Origin of the sequence: Pontibacter sp. 13R65 (assembly GCF_047525655.1) — a bacterium.
Taxonomy (GTDB): domain Bacteria; phylum Bacteroidota; class Bacteroidia; order Cytophagales; family Hymenobacteraceae; genus Pontibacter.
Genome location: NZ_JBLIQL010000002.1, coordinates 435,719 through 456,260 on the forward strand (window position 1 = coordinate 435,719; position 20,542 = coordinate 456,260).

General features: G+C 46.3%; 16 protein-coding genes. 7 read left to right on the forward strand and 9 right to left on the reverse strand.

The window, feature by feature from the left end; genetic code table 11:
* Positions 1 to 6 precede the first annotated feature (6 nt).
* From ACMA1I_RS04310 to mnmE, 5 genes are all read left to right on the forward strand, one after another.
* Positions 7 to 795 carry a metal ABC transporter ATP-binding protein gene (locus ACMA1I_RS04310; protein ID WP_337067054.1) on the forward strand — a complete coding sequence of 263 codons (789 nt, stop codon included), beginning with the start codon at positions 7 to 9 and terminating at the stop codon, positions 793 to 795.
* Positions 796 to 989: 194 nt separating this feature from the next.
* Positions 990 to 2,273: an iron chelate uptake ABC transporter family permease subunit gene (locus ACMA1I_RS04315; protein WP_337067055.1), complete on the forward strand. Its 1,284-nt coding sequence runs from the start codon at positions 990 to 992 to the stop codon at positions 2,271 to 2,273.
* A 188-nt stretch (positions 2,274 to 2,461) separates the two neighbouring features.
* Positions 2,462 to 3,343 carry a metal ABC transporter permease gene (locus tag ACMA1I_RS04320; RefSeq protein ID WP_337067056.1) on the forward strand — a complete coding sequence of 294 codons (882 nt, stop codon included), beginning with the start codon at positions 2,462 to 2,464 and terminating at the stop codon, positions 3,341 to 3,343.
* A gap of 231 nt (positions 3,344 to 3,574) precedes the next feature.
* Positions 3,575 to 4,138 (forward strand): thioredoxin family protein, encoded by a 564-nt coding sequence (locus tag ACMA1I_RS04325; RefSeq protein ID WP_337067057.1) that lies wholly within the window; start codon positions 3,575 to 3,577, stop codon positions 4,136 to 4,138.
* Positions 4,139 to 4,502: 364 nt separating this feature from the next.
* Positions 4,503 to 5,882 (forward strand): tRNA uridine-5-carboxymethylaminomethyl(34) synthesis GTPase MnmE, encoded by a 1,380-nt coding sequence (mnmE, locus tag ACMA1I_RS04330; protein WP_337067058.1) that lies wholly within the window; start codon positions 4,503 to 4,505, stop codon positions 5,880 to 5,882.
* 85 nt (positions 5,883 to 5,967) lie between these two features.
* Here the strand turns inward: mnmE and ACMA1I_RS04335 are convergent, their stop codons facing one another.
* From ACMA1I_RS04335 to ACMA1I_RS04350, 4 genes are all read right to left on the reverse strand, one after another.
* Complete coding sequence (locus ACMA1I_RS04335; RefSeq protein ID WP_337067059.1) at positions 5,968 to 6,996, reverse strand: alcohol dehydrogenase catalytic domain-containing protein; 1,029 nt, start codon at positions 6,994 to 6,996, stop codon at positions 5,968 to 5,970.
* A gap of 391 nt (positions 6,997 to 7,387) precedes the next feature.
* Complete coding sequence (locus tag ACMA1I_RS04340) at positions 7,388 to 8,080, reverse strand: hypothetical protein (protein WP_337067060.1); 693 nt, start codon at positions 8,078 to 8,080, stop codon at positions 7,388 to 7,390.
* A 337-nt stretch (positions 8,081 to 8,417) separates the two neighbouring features.
* Positions 8,418 to 11,075 (reverse strand): PQQ-dependent sugar dehydrogenase, encoded by a 2,658-nt coding sequence (locus ACMA1I_RS04345; protein ID WP_337067061.1) that lies wholly within the window; start codon positions 11,073 to 11,075, stop codon positions 8,418 to 8,420.
* Between the two features lie 287 nt (positions 11,076 to 11,362).
* Positions 11,363 to 12,181 carry a LuxR C-terminal-related transcriptional regulator gene (locus tag ACMA1I_RS04350; protein WP_337067062.1) on the reverse strand — a complete coding sequence of 273 codons (819 nt, stop codon included), beginning with the start codon at positions 12,179 to 12,181 and terminating at the stop codon, positions 11,363 to 11,365.
* A 525-nt stretch (positions 12,182 to 12,706) separates the two neighbouring features.
* Here ACMA1I_RS04350 and ACMA1I_RS04355 point away from each other — a divergent pair.
* Positions 12,707 to 13,327, forward strand: a complete 621-nt coding sequence (locus tag ACMA1I_RS04355) for a hypothetical protein (protein ID WP_337067063.1) — start codon at positions 12,707 to 12,709, stop codon at positions 13,325 to 13,327.
* Between the two features lie 113 nt (positions 13,328 to 13,440).
* Here the strand turns inward: ACMA1I_RS04355 and ACMA1I_RS04360 are convergent, their stop codons facing one another.
* On the reverse strand, positions 13,441 to 14,406 hold the full coding sequence (locus ACMA1I_RS04360; protein ID WP_337067064.1) for an SDR family NAD(P)-dependent oxidoreductase: 966 nt from the start codon (positions 14,404 to 14,406) through the stop codon (positions 13,441 to 13,443).
* A gap of 497 nt (positions 14,407 to 14,903) precedes the next feature.
* On the opposite strand from ACMA1I_RS04360, the gene ACMA1I_RS04365 reads away from it, so the two are divergent.
* On the forward strand, positions 14,904 to 15,668 hold the full coding sequence (locus tag ACMA1I_RS04365; RefSeq protein ID WP_337067065.1) for an SDR family oxidoreductase: 765 nt from the start codon (positions 14,904 to 14,906) through the stop codon (positions 15,666 to 15,668).
* A 357-nt stretch (positions 15,669 to 16,025) separates the two neighbouring features.
* Here the strand turns inward: ACMA1I_RS04365 and ACMA1I_RS04370 are convergent, their stop codons facing one another.
* From ACMA1I_RS04370 to ACMA1I_RS04385, 4 genes are all read right to left on the reverse strand, one after another.
* The gene (locus tag ACMA1I_RS04370; protein ID WP_337067066.1) at positions 16,026 to 16,355 is read right to left on the reverse strand and encodes a hypothetical protein; all 330 of its coding nucleotides are present in this window, start codon (positions 16,353 to 16,355) and stop codon (positions 16,026 to 16,028) included.
* A 154-nt stretch (positions 16,356 to 16,509) separates the two neighbouring features.
* Positions 16,510 to 17,589 (reverse strand): alpha/beta hydrolase, encoded by a 1,080-nt coding sequence (locus ACMA1I_RS04375; protein WP_337067067.1) that lies wholly within the window; start codon positions 17,587 to 17,589, stop codon positions 16,510 to 16,512.
* 242 nt (positions 17,590 to 17,831) lie between these two features.
* Positions 17,832 to 18,404, reverse strand: coding sequence for a hypothetical protein (locus tag ACMA1I_RS04380; protein ID WP_337067068.1), 573 nt, complete (start codon positions 18,402 to 18,404; stop codon positions 17,832 to 17,834).
* A 534-nt stretch (positions 18,405 to 18,938) separates the two neighbouring features.
* A complete protein-coding gene (locus tag ACMA1I_RS04385) occupies positions 18,939 to 20,453 on the reverse strand; it encodes a SpoVR family protein (protein WP_337067069.1) in 1,515 nt (504 codons plus the stop codon).
* Positions 20,454 to 20,542: the final 89 nt, after the last annotated feature.

A 20,542-nucleotide genomic window follows, 5' to 3' on the forward strand; every position in this document is an offset into this window, starting at 1 on the left:
TATAGTATGATACTTCAAGTAGAAAATCCGGTAGTAGAGGTGCACGACCTAACTGTAAGTTATGATCGGAAACCTGTTTTGTGGGGAGTAGACCTGACCTTGCCTGCCGGTGCCCTGGTGGGAGTTATCGGGCCGAATGGAGCTGGAAAGTCTACGCTTATTAAGGCCATTATGGGCTTGCTCCCAGCCAGCAGCGGTTACATCAGAATTTTTGACCAGCCGATAAAGGAGGTTCGCAAGCGCATCAGTTACGTGCCGCAACGCGAATCAGTAGATTGGGATTTTCCGGCCTCTGTGTTTGATGTAGTGCTGATGGGGCGCTATGGCAAACTTGGCTTTTTTAACAGGCCCCGCCGCGCCGACAAAGATGCAGCCATGGAAGCTTTGGAAAAAGTAGGCATGCAAGCCTTTACCAACCGCCAGATTTCGCAACTTTCGGGTGGGCAGCAGCAGCGTGTTTTCCTGGCCCGCGCGCTGGCCCAGAATGCCGACATCTATTTTATGGACGAGCCTTTTGCCGGCGTAGACATTGCCACTGAGACAGCCATTATTGAGCTGCTGCGCCACATGCGCGACGAAGGCAAAACGGTAGTGGTGGTGCACCACGACCTGCAGTCGGCTGCAGCATATTTTAACTGGGTTATTTTACTGAACATGCGCCTGGTGGCTTCCGGGCCCACCGAGCAGGTGCTGACCCAGGAGATGCTGGAAAAAACCTATGGCGGTAAACTAACGGTGCTGTCCAAAGTAGGCGACCTGCTGCGGAAACAGGAGTTCCCTTCCAGGGAAGCTTAGCTTCGCCAACTTCAAAATTCTAAAGTAAAAATTTTGATTAAAGACCCTTGAGCCTCTAAAGCCCAAAATCCTCAGGAAGGCTATTTTCATTAGAAAAATTGAGGTTCATATAGGGCTCGTGCCATTTCAGTAGTTTTTACTGACGCTGATAATAATAACAATTTAACCATCAGCAATTTAACAATTAAATACAAATGAGTGACTTTACAGAGTTCTTCTCGTTTACAGATGCCAATGTCCGGTACGTGACGATAGGGTCGGTGTTGCTGGCCAGCAGTTCGGCGGTGGTGGGTTGCTTTACTTTGCTCCGGAAGCGAGCGTTGGTGGGCGATGCGGTGGCGCATGCGGTGCTGCCCGGCGTATGCCTGGCCTTTATGCTATCCGGCACCAAAAACCCGCTCGTGCTCTTGCTGGGGGCTTTTATTACCGGTTGGCTGTCATTAATTGTGATCGACTTTATTACCTCCCGCTCCCGCATAAAAGAAGACACGGCTATTGGGCTGGTGCTTTCCGTGTTTTTTGGCATCGGCATTTTGCTTCTCACTTCTATTCAGCATTCCGGCAACGCTGCTCAGAGCGGCCTAGATAAGTTTCTGTTCGGGAATGCGGCAGCGCTCATCGGTGAAGACCTGATTGTGTTCAGCGTAGTGGCCCTGCTCCTGCTGGTCTGCACCATCGTATTTTACAAAGAACTGATGCTGCTTTGCTTCGATGAGGCTTATGCCCGCACCATCGGCTACCCCGTCAGGGCCCTGGAACTGCTGCTAACAACCCTAACGGTTTTTGCCGTGGTGGTGGGCATTCAGGCGGTGGGCGTGGTTCTAATGGCCGCCATGCTCATTACACCGGCCGCTGCCGCCCGCTTCTGGACAGAGAACCTGCGGCTCATGCTGGTGCTGGCTGCGCTTATGGGAGCCTTTTCGGGTTTAGCGGGTGCTTATATTTCATATACCGCACCCTCCATGCCCACAGGTCCCTGGATCGTGCTCATTATTTCCATGATCGCTATTTCTTCTTTTGCTTTTGCTCCGGGGAAAGGCTGGGTGTCGCGCATCTGGAAGCAACGCAGAAATAAGGCGCGGGTGCTCGAGGAGAACCTCCTCAAGCTCATGTACCAGCTTGGCGAGCCAAACCAGGACTACTACTCCTCCCGCAATGTGGCCGATATTATGGAGAGGCGACAAATTCCCAGAGCTGAAGTAAACAAAGGCCTTCGAAAGCTAAAAAGAGAAGGATATGTAGTAAAAAACAAAAACGCTTGGGTATTGACACGGCAAGGGCAAACGCGCGGCATGCGGGTGGTGCGGCTGCACAGGTTGTGGGAACTGTACCTCACACAGTTCCTGGAACTTGCCTCCGACCACGTGCACGAAGATGCTGAGACCATTGAACACATTATTACGCCGGAGTTGGAACAGAAGCTGATGCAGGAACTACAATACCCTGTGCTGGACCCGCACAACAACAAGATTCCTTAAGAACACGCTGGCCTAAATGGCTTATAAGACACTTAACATGAATCACAGAACACATTTTATACAAACTAATTCTTCTAATAAAAACCCCTTCCAGAGCTCTTCTTATGTTAAGTAAGCCTCGGGGTTAAAAGGGTATAACTATATATAACATACTCTCATTCACTAAATCACTCATAAAAAATTAAACCATGAACGCCTTCTGGATCATACTAACCGGCTCTTTGGTAGCCATGTGCTGTAGCCTCTTAGGGTGTTACCTGATACTGCGGCGCATGGCCATGGTAGGCGATGCTGTGTCGCATGCTGTACTGCCTGGCATTGTCATTGCCTTTTTGGTTACTGGCTCCCGCGATTCAGTACCCATGCTCATCGGGGCCGGACTTTTAGGTGTGCTCACCACTTTCCTGATCGAGTTTTTTCACAGGGTGGCGCGTGTGCAGACCGATGCCTCTATTGGCGTGACCTTTACCTGGCTTTTTGCGATCGGCATAATCCTGATTTCGGTGTTTGCCGGCCAGATTGACCTCGACCAGGATTGTGTGCTTTATGGCGAAATTGCCTATACCCCTATCGACCTTTGGATTAGCGAAGATGGCTGGATATTAGGCCCACGAGCTGTCTGGACGGTAGGCTCCGTAGCGTTGGTCATCCTTTTTTTTATCTACCTGGGGTATAAAGAACTATATCTCACCGCCTTTGATGCTGCGTATGCCGCCTCTATTGGCATCTCCACATCGCTGTGGTACTACCTACTTATGTCGGCTGTTTCGCTAACTACAGTAGCTTCGTTTGAGTCGGTTGGCGCTATCTTGGTAGTGGCTTTTTTGGTGGCCCCTCCTGCTACGGCTTACCTGCTCACCGACGATTTTAAAATGATGCTGGTGCTCTCGGTGCTGCTTGGTATCCTTGCCTCGGCGTTAGGATATTTTCTGGCGGTCTGGCTCGACGGATCTATTGCCGGGGCCATTGCCACCGTTACCGGGCTGGAGTTTTTGCTGGCCTTCTTGTTCTCACCTTCTCGCGGTATCTGGATGAACCGCAGCAAAATTGTACCGGCACCTATTAATTGATAGTTGTTTCTGCCTAGCAGCCAACAATCTATACACTAATTTTAAAGTTATTTTTCAAGAACCAAAATAGTTAATACAAATCAAATCATGGTGCGAGCGACCTCGCTTGTGGCTGCTATTCCACAGCCTCCGGCCGTTTAAGATAAGGCATTGGAATTTTTACCTCTTCCGCTTTTGTTAGATTGGCAAACGCACCTAAACACAGCATTTAATATTAAATTTCACCCCCTGATGAAAAACAGACCTTTTGCATTACTGACACTGCTCACGCTAGCAATCGGATTTACAGGACTCTCTGCTTTTGTAGTTGCACCGGCGGCTACCACTACCATTGCACCTGCTTCTCTGGCTGAAACCATTAAGTGGCTAACCATAGAAGAAGCAGTTGTACAGTTACAGAAAGAGCCTCGCAAAATAGTAATTGATGTATATACCGATTGGTGTGGCTGGTGCAAAAAGATGGACAAGGGCACCTTTGCCGATCCGGCTGTGGCGGCTTACATTAATAAAAATTACTATGCCGTAAAGCTAGATGCAGAAAGCAAAAAGCCCATCACCCTCAACGGCCACACTTACAAATATAACCCAGAGTACAAATCGCATGAGTTGGCGGTGGCCTTGTTGCAAGGCCAGATGAGCTACCCTACCACTGTGTACCTGAATGAGAAAATGGAAATGCTCTCGCCGGTACCTGGTTACCTCGATGCGGCTGCGTTTTCTAAAATTCTCCGTTTCTTCGGCGACAACCACTACAAAAAAACATCCTGGGCCGAGTATGAGAAAAAGAGAAAATAGGTGCTTAACCCTCCGCCCCTCTTGTTCCCTTAAGCGCCACACTTCTTCAGTGTTGATCTTCTGAAATAGAATGGTGGAGGAGATAATAGTACAAGACTGAATTTTTGTGAGGAAAAGCTGGAGGTAAGGTCAGCTATTATCTCTATGCTATTAGATTCAGCCACAATGAAGCGCATGTAAGCTGTCCACTCAACAAGAACTTGAGGTCAGGCTGAACCCAATGCCTTTATCTACTCAAAATACCTCCGGAAGGTCCTATTCATTACGATAATCCATAAGGTTCTGACTCACAACAGAGTAAACCATTCCTGCTAAATAAATTACCAAAGTGCGTATATTTGCACCTTCACTAGCAAAATAAACCTTGAGCCAATATTTCTCTTCTTCCGATACCATTGTAGCCGTTGCCACTGCTTCGGGTGTAGGCGCTATTGCTGTTATCCGATTGTCAGGGCCAGAAGCCATTGCTATTGTGCAGCGCGTGTTCCGGGGCAAAGACCTGCTGCTGCAGCCATCGCACACCATTCATTTCGGGACCATACGCGATGAAGAGAAGGTACTGGACGAGGTGCTGGTATCGCTGTTCAGGGCGCCTACTTCTTATACCAAAGAAGATGTGGTGGAAGTGAGTTGTCATGGTTCTGACTTTATTGTGCAGCAACTTATGCAGCTGTTTCTGAAACAGGGCGCAAGGCTGGCGCAGGCAGGAGAGTTTACCAAACGGGCTTTCCTGAACGGGCAGTTCGATCTGGCTCAGGCAGAGGCAGTAGCCGATCTTATCTCTTCCGACTCCGCCCTCTCGCATGAGGTGGCCATGAAGCAGATGCGGGGCGGCTTTTCTCAGGAGATCAAGCGCCTGCGGGCAGAGCTGGTGCACTTCGCCTCTATGATCGAACTGGAACTGGATTTTGGTGAGGAAGATGTAGAGTTTGCCGATCGGGAACAACTGCGCCTCCTCATTTCCAATATTCAGCGCATTATCCGTGAGCTGCTAAAGTCATTTGAATTGGGGAACGTGATTAAAAACGGGGTACCTACCGTAATTGTAGGCAAGCCCAACGCCGGAAAATCTACGTTGCTCAACAAACTGCTGAACGAGGAAAAAGCCATTGTATCGGATGTGCCCGGCACAACCCGCGACTTTATTGAAGACGAAATCAACATCGAAGGGATCAGCTTCCGGTTTATAGACACAGCCGGTCTCCGCGAAACTACCGACAAGGTAGAAGCCATCGGTGTAGAACGGACCCTGCAGAAACTCAGCCAATCGTCGCTGATCATTTACCTGTTCGACATTACCACCACCACGCCGGAAGAACTGCAGGCGGAACTGGAGCAACTCAATCCTAAAAAGCTTCCGATACTAGCCGTAGCTAATAAAATAGATGAGGCCTCCCCTGCCACGCTGGCTGCTTTTGCAGAGGTAGAAAACCTGGTGCAGATCTCAGCTGCAGAAGGTGCCAATATGGACGGACTAAAAGAGGCGCTGGTAGCAAAGGTGAACTTGGGCAAACTCAACACGCGCGAGCAAACTATCGTCACGAACCTCCGCCACGTCGACAGCCTGAATAAAACATACGAAGCCTTAGACGACACCCTCTCCGGCCTCGACCTCGGCATCAGCAACGACCTGGTAGCCGCAGAGATTCGGAGGGCTCTGCATCATCTGGGGCAGATTACTGGTGAAATTACCACAGATGATTTACTTGATAATATATTTACCAAGTTCTGCATCGGGAAGTAAGCTGGAAGATTATCTGGATGGGAACTTAGATCACCCATCGAACGGACAGATCGGGACCTTTCTGTAATGGAAAATTGAAAAGCCATCAATCCTCTACCTGCACCACTACCTTGCCAATAGTTTCACCTCGCTGAAAAAGGCGGATGGCCTGGTGCATGTCAGAAAAAGGAAATACATGGCCGACATGTTGTGGCTTTAGCTGCAGCTCCTGCAGGTCGCGGAGCAGTTGGTGCATGAGGTCAGTTTGCTCGTAGAGGTAAATTAGGTTAAAGCCCATCAGCGATTTGTTCAGCGTAGGCAGGCGCAAGGGATCAATTTTAGGCCGCTTTAGAAATTTCCAGAACAAGGAAGGGTAATTAGGACGGGAGCCGTGACTGGAGAAGCTGGCATTGCCGTACACCACCATTCTGCCCATCGGAGCCAAAGCATTCCACCCTATGTCTAAGATTTTACCGCCAATGCACTCCATCACCAGCTGTAACGGACGCTCCTGTAAGGCCTGTTGCAATTGCTGCTTAAAGTTTTTATCTCGCAGCAGCACCACATCATAGGCTTCTTCTGCTGTTAAATAAGCCACTTTATCTGGCCGTCCCACTGATCCAATTGTAAAGGCGTCATACTTTTTGCAGATGCGGTTTGCCAGAATACCCACACCACCGGCGGCGCTATGTATTAGCACCGTCATGCCTGGTTGCAGGTTGCCCAGTGTGGTAAGCGCATAAAAGGCAGTAAGCCCCTGCACCAGAAAAGCTGCCCCTTCCTCAAAATTCCAGTGCGGCGGGAGCGGCACCACGTAGCGGTAATGAATGTTAATATGAGAAGCATAGCCACCAAACTTCGTGGCTCCCATTACCTTGTCGCCAACTTTCCAATCCTGCACCTCCTCGCCTACCACTATCACCTCTCCCGAAAACTCGAGGCCCGGAACAAAAGAACCGGTGGGTGTGGCGCTGTAGAGCCCCTGCATGGCGAATACGTCGGCAAAGTTTAACCCGATAGCCCACACTTTTACACATACTTCCGTTGCTCCGGGTGCTTCAAGTTTTTCCTGCTGCAGCTTTAAGTTTTTAATAGAGCCTGCCTTGGGCATGCGGTAAGCCTGTCGTAGTAGCATCTGGTAACCATTGGTTTAAAACTACATACTTGTTACTCCTGCTTTTGTTTCCGCTGCATTCTTCCTTCATCCGTTGCCGCACGCCTCTCCCCCATTCCATCGGCTCGCGCACCGCTCCAGAGGTAGGTGCCTGTGGTGGTGCATGGCTGATTTGGTATTTATGTAAAATATTGGCAGTTATTTATTAGGTGAGGCGGGGAAACAGTAGCTGCGGGAAGGGTAAGTTGAAAGGATGCAGAGCTTGGGAAGTGATCTGGTTGCGAAGCCAGTCAGCTTTATTCAATTTTGCGGAATTTCCCTTTTCTTCTTTGGGAGATACATGTAAATATGCAAGAGCGGTTGGCACAGGTTGCGACTTATCCTTAACGCTCTTGCAGCCTATTGCACTTCACTATTCTACTTCACCCTCATAATTTGGAACAATTACCATCAACAAACCGCTCATCTGTACCTTTTCATTGCTAGTGCAACCACTACAGGAAGATAGTTCCGCCTTCATCCTAAACCACATCCGCAATTGGTTATCAACTAAGCGGGTACTTTGTCCTGGTGAATCAAACCGATAGGAAACATCCTCAAAAGCCTCGGTTTTTACAAGTTCAATCATGTTTGCTTGGTTGGCGCTATGGGTGTAGTAGCTTATGCCATCTATATCCATCGTTAACCGAAAACCATCAAATTGGTCACCAAGCTCCTTCTTTCCTACAGCATATACCTGCTTTAGCTCTTCTGCTGAAGAGAAGTTGTAATGAGGAAAATAAAAGGAGAAAGATCCTTTGTCTTGATGAGCAGTTATTAAAGATGAAGTCAAGTAATGAGTTCGCTGTCTGACGGGTCCTGCATCGTAGATCCCCATACCTCTGGAAAAACCAGTCTCTTGCATCCAGATAAACTGTTTCCCATTTATCTTACCGACAAACGATGCAGATTTTCTCTCTAAAAAAGCATTGTATTGTTTCTCTGTAAACAAACCAGCCATGCTGTCCGCCTCAGGCCTTACTTCGTTCTCTTTATCACAGCTTGTAAGCATTACAGCTATAATACAAATAAGAAGCATTGATAATGTTTCCTTTACTTGAACCATTGATAGGGAGCTTTATAATTTCTATAAAATATAATAGCTATTTTGAGTCGCTCATCTCAAATTGCACCTTGAGTCAAATTAGATGGAGCTGCACTACCTTGCTTCAGATCTTATTCACTCGAAGCCTGCTCAAAATGCTGGTAGTTATTCAAAAACAATTCTAAACCTGATAAAAAGAAGAATCAACATTAATATTAGGCCTTGGCAATATAAGAATAGCTATGAATTATTTAATTGTCTTGTAAATTTTATTTGTATGACACGAAGAAATAATTAAACCCTCACACGCTTACGGACAGGCTACGACCTGTCCGTAAGCGTTGCAACCCATTCGCATTTACTTCTCTATTATAATTAGCTTAGATACTGTAGCGCTTTCTTTTACTAATTGTAGAATGTATGGGCCACTGCTCAGGTTTTGGAGGTTGAGGGTAAAGCTGTTCATGCCAGTACTTGTTCCTTTTAACTGATGAGTTGACAGAACTTTACCTTGCATGTTTACCAGATTCACCCTTATAGCCTCTCCCTCATTTGCCATTACATCCAGGTTTACGATCTGTCGAGCGGGATTCGGACTGACGGTGAAAACATTTGCTGGTCCATCTATGCCTACTGGTTGTGCATTTGCTAGACTGGCTAGCTGACTATTCCATGACACAACAATATGGTCGATATTAGGACCGCTGCTGCCTGTGGCAGTGGCTCTGATCCTGTTTGTGCCAGCATTCAGATTGGCGGTAATAGCCACATTGGACCAGCTACTCCACGTGCTGGTGCGGGCAAAAGACAGACCTGCATTTAAAGTTGTTCCATTGGCACTGATGCGCAAGCTCCTGGGAGTACTGGCTAAGGCGTATCTGAAACTGATGGTGTAGCTTCCAGTGTGCGGCACCCGAACAGTCCATTCCACATAATCGCCTGAAGCATTTACGTAATCAGCATAACCACTGCCTGTATAACCAGAGTGAGATGTGGTAACTACCGCACCCGAACGTGCGGCATTTTCAGCTTCTAACCTAAGTGGGTTAAAAATCCTTTCCTGATAAACCGCAGTATAGGTGATATCATTAATGGGCGTCGTGATGGTTTGTGTGGCAGATCCTCCGTGTTGCCAACGGGCAAAATCATAGGTTTTACCATTTAAAACCTGCCCGTTTACAATGCCAATACTTCGCCTGATACCCTCCACCCCAACAACAGAAGTAGAAGTTCTTACCGGTTGCCCATCTAGCGTAACCTGAAGTCCTGCCGGCTGGGTAGCCAGGCTCATGGTGGTTTTGCGCGGAAATACATCGCGGTAGGTGGTGCTGGTTAAGCCTTTAGAATCCTTCACCACCAGTATGAACCGATACCAAACATTGTCTGATACTTCGCCGGTGCGGGGAATTACGTAATACCCGCTCCTCACGCCGGTGGCTATAGGTGGGCTATCGTGTTTATGCGTGTCATGATGAAAGTCCACCAACCAGGTAAAGGCGCTGGCGCTCAGAGTGCCGTCTTCTGGATCGGTGGCACTGCCGGAAAACCGGATGGTATCTCCCCCTCTGTAAAGCGTGTTTGCGAGAGGAGTTTGAATTTGCGCAACCGGCGGATTATTAAGAGCCGTTACAGTTAATTGAGCCGTATTACTGGTAACACTCCCAGCAGCATTAGAAACAACAACTCTGTAGGCGCCTGCATGCGAGCTGGTAGCGCTGGCAATGGTAAAGGTAGCGCCAGTAGCATTAGAAATGTTGATTCCATTCCTTTGCCACTGGTATCTCAAGGGTGCCGTTCCGGTGGCAGTTACCGAAAAGCTGGCTGACTGACCTGCCGGAACTGTTATATTAACCGGATGCCTTGCAATGGCCGGAACAGTGTTATTAGTATAAATGATTCGGTAGAGGGCGCTGGTGCTTCTCTCAAAGAAATAAAGATTACCATCTGTGCCAGTTTTAATATTAATCGCATTGCCGCCTAAGCCGGTCGCAAAAGGCATTCTAGTAACAGTAGAGCCGGAAATGGAAAGCATATTGATCCAGCCATTGCAGTAGTCCTGGTAAAAATAGCGGCCATAGTATTGCGACGGATAATTAGTGGTTGCAGGATTAAAAAAGGTGCCCCCTGTGATGGCACAGCCTACTCCATCGCTGGAACCTGGTTCATAGGGGTATGCGTAAACCGGGTTGGCGAACGCTACATTTGAGCTGTTGCCCTCTACGGTGGGCCAGCCAAAATTCTTACCCCGTGTGGTGGCATCATTTATTTCTTCCCAGGCTTTAGCTCCCACATCATTTACAAAAATTTTGCCGGTGCCAGGCTGGATATCGAAAGTAAAAGGGTTCCGGAGACCATAGGCCCAGATACGGCTTCGCTGGGCGGAACCGGTAAAAGGATTTCCGGTAGGTACAGAACCATCTGGGTTTATGCGCAACAGTTTGCCATGGTACGTGTCCAGGTTTTGAGCATGAGCCGGATTGGAATTTTCCCCTATGGCAACGTATAATTTACCATCTAGCCCAAATTGCATGGTCCCTCCGTTATGATAATTACCCCTTACAGGATCAAGGTTTAACAGTACCAACTCACTTCCTGCCACCACCACATCGCCATTGCCTTTAAAGCGGCTGATCCTGTTTCGGGTACCGTCGGGTAAGGAGTAATACAGGTAGACATACTGATTGCTCGAAAAATTAGGGTCTAATGCTATCCCCAATAAACCTTGTTCCCCCGCTGAATTTACATTTAGCCTGAGAAACGGAGTGGCTAACAGGTTTCCGTTCTTGATGATTCTTAAAGTGCCGTTCTGTTGCGTCACAAAAATTCGACCGTCAGGAGCAAAAGCCATGGACGTGGGGTTGGTAAGGCCGCTTGCTACCTGTACTCTGGTAAAACCAGGCGGAAACGATTGTGCTTGCACCTGGTGGCTCAGGGCTAAACCTGACAGGAGGTAAAGTAAGAGCAGAACAAGATAATTTGCTTTTCCGAAAGCGGCAGGCTTAACATCGGTCATCATGGCGGCTAGTTAGAAGTTCATCATTAAGTGTAATTTAATACCACTATACGTTTATAAATATATTAGATAGATTATAATGAGTATTACAATCTAAATATTTAGTAAAGCTCCTGATTCTTTATTTAACAACAGATTAACCTCTTTTAATGAATTTGATTACCACTGTTTTAGCCAGACCACTCCTTCCAATTTCAAAGGGAAAATTCGCTGAAAGTATCAGCATCCGAATTTAAGAGCCTCAATAAATGAATTATTTACTTCTCTCATAAAGAAGTAAATAACAAGGATTATATCAGGCCATTGGACACTGCAAACTGCACAAGCCCACCGGTATTATGAGTATGGGTCTTCTCCATAATCTTTTGGCGGTGCGTATTTACCGTATGGAAGCTGATGAAGAGTTTTTCAGCAATAAGCTTGCTGCTATATCCTTCTGCCATTAGCTTTACTATTTCCAGTTCTCGCTTGCTCAGGCAGGTTAAAGGTCTATAGGCATTGTCGCTCTGAAGGGTGAAGAAGTAACAGGTTTTTGAGAGGGTGGAGACAATAGAGGCGACCTGCTGGCCGCTCTTCTTCCAGTGAGAAATGTCTGAATAAATGCAGAGCACGTGGGATATATGGCCCTTGCTGTCTGATTGAAATATAGAATTCTGCGCCAACACTCTTACCACGTTGCCAGATGGTTTGATAATCCTGAAATCGTAGTTAAACTGGTAATGTACCTGATCAGCAGATGGTACAGCCATTATAAAATCCCATATGCTGGTAATCAGTCTCCAACTGTTTTGCAGATCATCCGGGTGAGCAATGCTATTCATAAAAGCTAAGCCCTGCTCCAAAAAATCTTGCTTCTCATACCCAAACAAGCCAGATACATTGCTGCTCACAAATTCAAACTGCTGAGTTCGGAGATTAAGAATTTTAGTTACACAGGGAGAAAGATTTAAAACAGCTAGCAGTGCCGCATTATTTGCAAAACTTTCTCCATAATCTAACAAGTTTGGCTCATAACTAAGGTTTTGCCACAGCTTTACGAGTTTATTATACTCCTGCGGGTTTGAAGGAGGGGGTAGTTTAACGCGTACCTTTTCTGATGTTAACGGCATAAATAGGGGTGTTCTGTTTTCATAAGAAATGTGGATAAGTCTGCAATAAAACCCTTTAAAAGAAGTACCAGGAGGTCGAACTAATAAAACTGGGAACGCACTAAATCAAATTATGGCTTTACAATCACGTGGTAAACAGGTGCCGGGGCAGATCGAAAGGTACAGAAAAGGAAGTATCTCTAGTTGATATAAATAAATATATAAAATTTATAACTAAATAAAAAAGAAGGTTATGTAAAAAAAGTAACATCCTTATTCTTATATAATTTTGTCATCTAATCTAGTAAAGCAGGTATATGACATATTTCCAAACACAAAGCAACCATTCCTTGTGACAGAAAAGATTAAAAGGTAACATAACTAAAATTTAAATTGTGAGGTTAATTTCAAGGCAGAACAGAGGCAAAAAGCTAGTAGTCATCGTTTTATACCGCGACTAAAGGACACCCTTTCATGAGAAGGAGCGTAAGATAAGTTTTTTTGATAGGTTAATTTGATATGCTAACTAGCCCAAAACTATTAAACATGAAAACCAAATCGCACCTGCTGCTCCGCTTTATGGCTTGTTATTCGCTCCTGCTGCTGCTTAGTTGTAAAAAAGATTATGCTGCTGAACAAACTTTTATTCAGAAATATAATGGGGAGCCTTACAAAGGCACGGCCGCCGTTACTATAAATACTGGTGCAAGTCCAGGCAATACCGTTAACGGCACATCAAGCGCTCAACTCATGGAAGTTCGCGGTGATTCTGCCACTGTAGTGATAACTACCAAGCTATCTAATATCAATTCACTAAATTTAAAGATCAAAGGAAAGCAGGATAAGGAGGTATGGAGCTCTGCAGAAGGTGAACTAAATTTACAAATTTCCCCTCAAGGTATTATCAGTGGCCAGACCACCACGCAACAGGAACAGTATGACTTTGAAGGCAGCATGACAGAAACTAATTTTATTCTTAAGATGCATGTGGTGCAGCTCAAGCAAATAGATAACCTTCCGGCGGGCACTCAGTTAACGGTGACTTACAATGCCCAGCGGGAAAAGCACGAAAATAGTAGCGGGGGGAAGGGGAACTGCAGAACAGTAGTGAGACCAATTTCAACTCCTACTGGCGTTGTAATGGGCATGGTACCAGAGTGTGATTAAGCTTTTACCAGGCCCAAGAAACCAAAAAAGGTGCAGGCACTTTTTTGCTCCTGCACCCATATATAAGGTATCTGGTTAAATAATAACCAATAGCGGGCCAACCGGCTCCTGACTTACTTATTTTGCCTTTGCTGCCGCTTTTCGGCTTTTATTCTTTTCCTTACGCCATCCTCTACTCCCCTGCCAGACTCCATAGGTGCGTGCACAGCTCCTGAGGTAGGAGGTGCGGGAGGTGCATTTTCTATCTGGTACTTGTGTATTATGTTGGCCGAAAACCATTCGGTAAAGCGCGGAAACACCCGGTGCGACATCCAGGTGCCTTTAGCTTTCCAACCTACGGGCAATTCGTTTCTGCGTCGAAGAGAAGCTCGAATGGTGGCGTTCACCACTTTACGGGGAGGGTCCATAGCAGCCATGCGTGCTGTGCCTCCGCTGTAATTAGCGGCATGCTGCCAGAAAGGTGTATCTACCGCCCAGGGCTCCACATTTACTACACGAATGTTTTTATGCCCGTCCAGGCGCAGTTCCTGATTGAGGGCCTGCGTCAGGTTTAGCACACCTCCTTTGGTAGCTGCATAAGAAGCATGGTAGGCCAGAGGATTCACACTCTCAATAGAGCCCATGTATATTAGGGCACCGTACCCCTGAGACCTGAACTGTTTGATGGCCACCTGGCTCCCATAAATAAATCCTTTCAGGTTAATATCTACAATCCTGGCCTGGTCTTCCAGCGGAATTTCCCAGAAACGCCCAATGGCGCCCACACCAGCCATATTAATCCAGACATCTATCTTACCGTACTGCTGGAGCGTTGCTGCTGCCAACCGTTCCACTTCATCTGGCTTGGTAATATCGGTAGTCACCACCAAGGCTGTGCCGCCTGCGGCTCTTACCTGGCTAGCCACTTCTTCCAGTAAGTCAGTCCGGCGGGCCGCCAGCACTACATTAGCGCCATAGGCTCCTAACTGCTCTGCCACTCCCCTGCCAAACCCGCTCGAAGCTCCCAGAATAACAAATGTCTTCCCCTTCACTTTTCGCTGGCCGGAAGCTCCCAGATTCCAGGTGGCACAACTACTCATGACAAAGCTTAGCAGAAGCAGCAAAAAGATATTGCAACACAAACGATTCAATAACCACGTACCTGGCAAGGTGAAAACCTTAGTTCCTGAATATACATTTTTCAGCGGGCGGAAAAAAGAAGTCTTCATCAGTAAAAAAATAAATACTACCATAAGAACTGTTGCCAGTTTCATCCTGCTCAGGCAACTTCAGCTCTTTCATTCACGGAAAAGCAATAGTTATGTTATAATTTTCAGTATTTTTCCTCGATAAAGTTACCTTAGGTATAAATTACTAAGGGTTTGTATCCTACTTTAACCTCCTGCCTTGTTCTAGGCTGTTGTAGCAAAAAGCTGTAGTACGGGACCTAGTGCAGGTGTAAAACTATATCGGATGGCACCTTTTCATGCGCCCGTTTGCATCAGAGTCGATGAAAGCCTTTTCTGAGTTTTGCGTATACCGTAATGTTTCGTTACGGATATTTAAAACCTACAGATAGCAGTTAATACTGAATAGGATGAATTTTAAAGATAAAGTAGCCATTGTAACAGGTGCCGGACAAGGAATTGGCCTGCAGATAAGTAAGCAATTAGCTCATGCCGGTGCAAAAGTTATCTTAAACGACCTGAACTCGGCACTGGCAGAAACCGCTGCTGAACAAATTAGACGAGAGCAGGGCATTTGCCTGGACATGGCAGGAGATGCCGGCGACCCGGCATTTATCAGGAGTTTAGTGGGTAAAGCCGCTTCAGAGTTCGGCGGATTACATGCGGTGGTGGCAAATGCTGGTATCACCCATTTTGGCGACTTTTTTACTTACTCGCCTGAGGCTTTCCAGCAGGTGATGCAGTTGAACCTGGGCGGAACGTTTTTTCTGGCGCAGGAAGCCGCCAAACAAATGCGGCGGCAAATAGACGGGGGTTCTTTGCTGTTTATGTCATCGGTTACCGGGCACCAGGCACACAAAAACCTCGCGGCTTATGCTATGAGCAAAGCAGCCATCGAAATGCTGGCAAGAAACCTGGTGATAGAACTTTCACCTTACCGAATTAATGTAAACGCCCTGGCCCCTGGCGCTACCTTAACGGAGCGAACAACTGAGGAAGAAGATTACGAAAGCACCTGGTCTTCTATTACGCCCATGGGCCGACCGGCCACCGTATCCGATATTGCCAACGCAGCTCTCTTTCTACTCTCAGAAGAAGCTCGCCACATAACAGGGCAGAGCCTGGTTATAGATGGTGGCTGGACTTGCATTAGTCCCTCGCCTTTTCAGCCATAATACTTCCGGTAGCCATTTAAATTCTTCTAATGAAAACATACTTCCAGAGGCTTTTTTGAGGTGCTGAATGCTAGGCTCCAGATGTTGGTAAATAGAATTATCCGCTTCTTCTCCCAGACACGTGCAGGAGCAGCGAAGGCTTACTAACTCATTTTCAACTTATTGAAGCTTACATTAGCCCATCAAACTCCTTCCACAGTAACCAAATTATTCTAATGAAAAAGGCCTTCCGGAGGCAATTTTAGCCATAACTACACTTTGGCTTTACATATTTGAGAGATCTGGTACCGATAGCCTTGCAAGGCAGCTGCTATATGAAAAAAGGCTGAGGAGCTACACCTTCTCAGCCTTTTTAATCTACCGCTTTGCCAATTTATTGGCCGGTAAGGAATTTTTAAAATACTGGCCGGCAATTACAGTGTTAGAACTAATATGCTCCAAAGACTTATCCAGCAGCTTTTTGGTTTTAGGCTTGGTTACATCCAGGTAAACTCCCTGTATTTTTTCTTCATAAATCAGGTTGCCATGCCGGTTGTAGAACCTTACAATAGAAAAGTTTTTCTGATTCAGGTTCGTTTCTACTACCCAGGTTCCTTTGTCGGGTTGAGGCGCTTGTGCAGTGGCCGATAAGCCTGCACCCCATAGCAGGCACACTGCCACTACGGATTTAATTAATGCATTTTTCATAGTTTTACAGATTTGTGGTTCAATCAAAAAAGCCTACTAATTAATGAATAATTAATATTAAATTTTTGGATTTTAGACAAACACTACTAAAACTGATCTATACAGGTAAAAACAAACGACAAATGGATCAGCCTCTCACCTATTTCCACTCAATTTATTTCTTCGACTGCTCGAACGACAGGTTCTTCGAGTAGAAATCAAGCAGTTTGGTACCGATGCGTTCTGCCACTTTATTAATGTGGTCGCCTTCGTATTCTTCGTATGTATGAGGCACACTGTAGCTGGTAAGCACTTTATTTAATTCTTTAATACTGACAGCAATTCCCCTGTCTTGTGAACCTGCATCAAAAGCCAGAGCACGCAACTTCCTGATCTGGAAAATATTACGATCGATGGTAGCAAGCGGCCGGTTAGCTGTCCATTTGGCCAGTACCAGGGGTTGTACCTGACTGTTTTCTAGCGGCAGGTCTACGAAAAAAGGAGGTTTTTGAGGGTTAGGCGACCAGGCAGCAGCAGATGCAAACATGGCTTTGGTAAAAAAATCTGCCTTTTCGAGATCGGCTGGAGTTTGAATAGCCTGCAGTTTGGCCTGCAACGCAGTGTCCTGCGGCACATTGTTGGTAGCCTCCAGGCAGCACGGACTTAACAGGTATAAACTCGAAAAAACATCCGGGTACTGCTGCCCAATGCGCATGGCACCAAATCCACCCATAGAATGCCCCGCCAAACCGCGACTTTCGGCCTTTGGTATGGTACGGTAATGCTGATCAATATAACTTACCAGTTCCTTCGCCACGTATTCTTCCCAGTTGCCGTTTGTAACGGAGCTGGAGTACATGCTACCCTGAAAACGCGTAAAAGCATTGGGCGTTACAAAGATTATCTCTTGTTTCCGGCCCTTGGTAAATGCCTCATCCAGTACATCTGGCAGACTCATCCAATGCTTTTCGATTCCGTACAGCTTCGCATCGTTGTCGGTAAAACCATGTAGGAGGTAAACAACCGGGTAGCGTCGCTTTGAGTTGGCCTTGTAACTGGGCGGCAGGTAAACTGAAACTTCCCGGTCAGGGGAGTCGCCAGATAGGTTTCCTTCCAGACCTTTGCCATGCACCTTAATACGCTCCACTGTTCCTTTTAAAGTAGGGCTGCCCTGACTAAATGCTGCATGTATATTAAAAAGCATAAAAGTCGCTGCCAGAGCGAGAATACTGCTGAACGATATGTTTTTTTTCATACTTGTTAGGGATTTACCGTGAGATAAGAAATGTATGCATTTTCAGCTGTATTTGTCCTTCAAGCAGATTAAATTTTAAGATAAGCTACAGCCAGGGCTAACAGGGTCGCGCCATATTATTCTAATAAAATAGCCCTTCCGGAGGCAAAATTTGCTTTTAGAGCTCATGGCAGATTATTATTAAACCAGCCCTTGCGGCAATAACAAGCATTGATGGATAGGTAAAAAGAGAGGCTGTTCAGCTAAAAAAGTCTGAAAATTTTTCCTACTACAAACATGGCGATAGTTAAACCCAGGAAAACATTAAACCAGATCCATGCTATCCTGATTTCCCGTTCCTTCTCCAGTTCAGCTCTTACAAACCGGTGGGCGGCTTGTTCCTTGGTTAGGCTCTGTTGCACTGCTTTATAACGTTGGGTAGCGGTTTCAAGGGCAGCATTTCTTTCTTCGGTCTTTTGTTTTAGAGCGGCAATAGTTTCGTTGTAAAAAGCCACCTTCGGGCACCTCACCACAGCCTTTGCTTTGTTTACAGGAGCAGGCCGCACCGGGCTTTGTGCTACCTGCCGTTCCTCCGGAACAGGTACCATTACTTCTATAGTGTGGGTTACCCGGACCGTATCTCTGACAATGGTTTCTGTTTCTTTTGTTGGATACCAGGCTTCAAACTTCTCCGCCACCATATCCTCGTACTTCTCTTTTAAAACGTCCTGCGTTTTTTCTGCCCGCTCCCGGTTTTTTGTCGCACGGTGTATCGACTTATCACCGGAACAGTTTATAAGCAGCAGAAAGAGCAACAGGTAATAAAGCGGTTTCATAGAACAGGTGAGATTAATTAGGCATGACCGGCACTTGAAGTTCCTCTAACAGCTTTTTGCATAGGAAATGGGCTTCTACTTATGTTTGTAAAACCACGCCATGTGGCTATATAACGATACGATTTCTGGTAGTTAAGTTTAAAAAGACCAATAAAAAGCATTACCCTCAAAAAATTCACGCTACTGCCCAATACCTTAGCTTTACAAAATCGCTATATTTAGCTTATACGCTATTTATTACCGATTAGGTATAAGTGCTGATTGGAGTATAGTGTCACTAAAATATTTTGTGCCACTGCCACAGGCAAAATAATCACCTTGCCGCCATCGGTATAGCAGGAAAAAGTCGGCTTCCCTCCTTTTCACTCGCTTATACCAGGACATAAACTTAGAAAGGTAGAAACAATGGTCTGATACCTAGGAATAATTAAAAAAAGGATTTTTCTGTTGGACCACCAGCCTTTGCGTGTACCGTATTGCGAGTGCAACATCCTTCAAAGAAAAGGCACTTCAGTAAACTGAAATGCCTTACAATTACTTTATTTCGAAGGTACTTTCGTTTATCCCGAGTTTATTCTTGGAATGAAGCTCTACCGGAAAGCCCCACAGATACCGGATATGTTTTAGCGTTGACCTGGCGCTTTCAGCCTCTAATCGCCTGTCGCTTTGGATGGTGTGCGTGAGGTAAAGTTTGCTCGTTTGGTGAAGGTCTACTTTGGTGGCCTGTATGTTGGGCACGTAAGAAGAGCGGTCGTATTGGTTGCTCAGCTGTTCCCGCACCTTTTTGTAGCCGCGCTCATTATGGATGGCTCCAATCTCGTAAGTTGTATCCAGCTCGTTATCTACAATGGTAAAGAGCTTCATGTCGCGGATGACCTTAGGCGACAAGTACTGCAGAATAAAGCTGTCGTCGCGGAAATTTTCCATCACGTAGTTTACCTGATCCAACCAGTTCTTACCGATCAGGTTGGGGAACCAGTATTTATCTTCGGCGGTAGGCTCCTGGCATATGCGCTTAATATCCATAAAAATATTAAAGCCGAGAGTATACGGGTTGAGGCCAGAATAGTACTTGCTGTTGTACTCCGGCTGGTACAGCACACCACTATGGCTTTTGATAAACTCCAGCATAAAGCCATCGTTCACGTAGCCTTCTTCAAACATCTTGTTAATGATGTGGTAATGGGTAAAGGTGGCAAAGCCTTCGTTCATTACTTTGGTGGCACCCTGCGGGTAAAAATACTGCGCCACCTTCCGCACAATTCTTATAATCTCACGTTTCCAGGCCGGTAAGGCCGGGGCATATTTTTCGATAAAGTACAATATGTTTTCTTCCGGTTCTTTCGGGAACCGGTGCTCCTCGCGCGAGCCGGGTTCAGGTATGTCCGGAGCGGTAGGCAGTGTCCGCCAGAGCTCGTTGTAGTTTTCGCGCTTTATGTTACTCAACTTCTTCAGCCTTTCATTTTCTGCTTTCGCAGATAACTTGGTAGGCTTTTTATACTTGTCCACGCCGTGGTTCATCAAGGCATGGCAGGCATCCAGCACTTTTTCTACTTCTTCCTCGCCAAATTCTTCCTCGCATTTCATAATGTAGTCTCTGGCGAACACCATGTAATCTACAATAGAGTCGGCAGAGGTCCAGTCGAGAAACATGTAGTTATTGGCGAAAAAGGCATTGTGGCCCTGGCAGGCATGGGCAATCACGAGCAGCATCATACAGGTGGAGTTGTTCTCCATGTTGTAGCTGATGCAGGGGTTAGAGTTAATTACCAGTTCATAAGAAAGGCCCATACGCCCTTTGGTGTAGTTATTCTGGTTCAGCACAAAGTCTTTCCCGAACTTCCAGTGCGGGTACGAGGTGGGCAAACCGGTAAGGGCATAGGCATCGAGCATCTGCTCAGAGGTTACAATCTCGATCTGGTTCGGATATGTTTTCAGCTTCAGGTACTCCCGCCCTATTCTGCTAATCACTTCGTCTGCGGCCTCCAGGGTAGTATAGTCCCAGTTCGGATTGCTGAACATAACCCGGTATTTATCTTTCTCCTTCATATATTTTTGCATGTCAAGTATCCAGACAGATGTATCACAACACATAGATCATGTAATACAACTTCTCGTAGCAATAAGAAAAAATAACA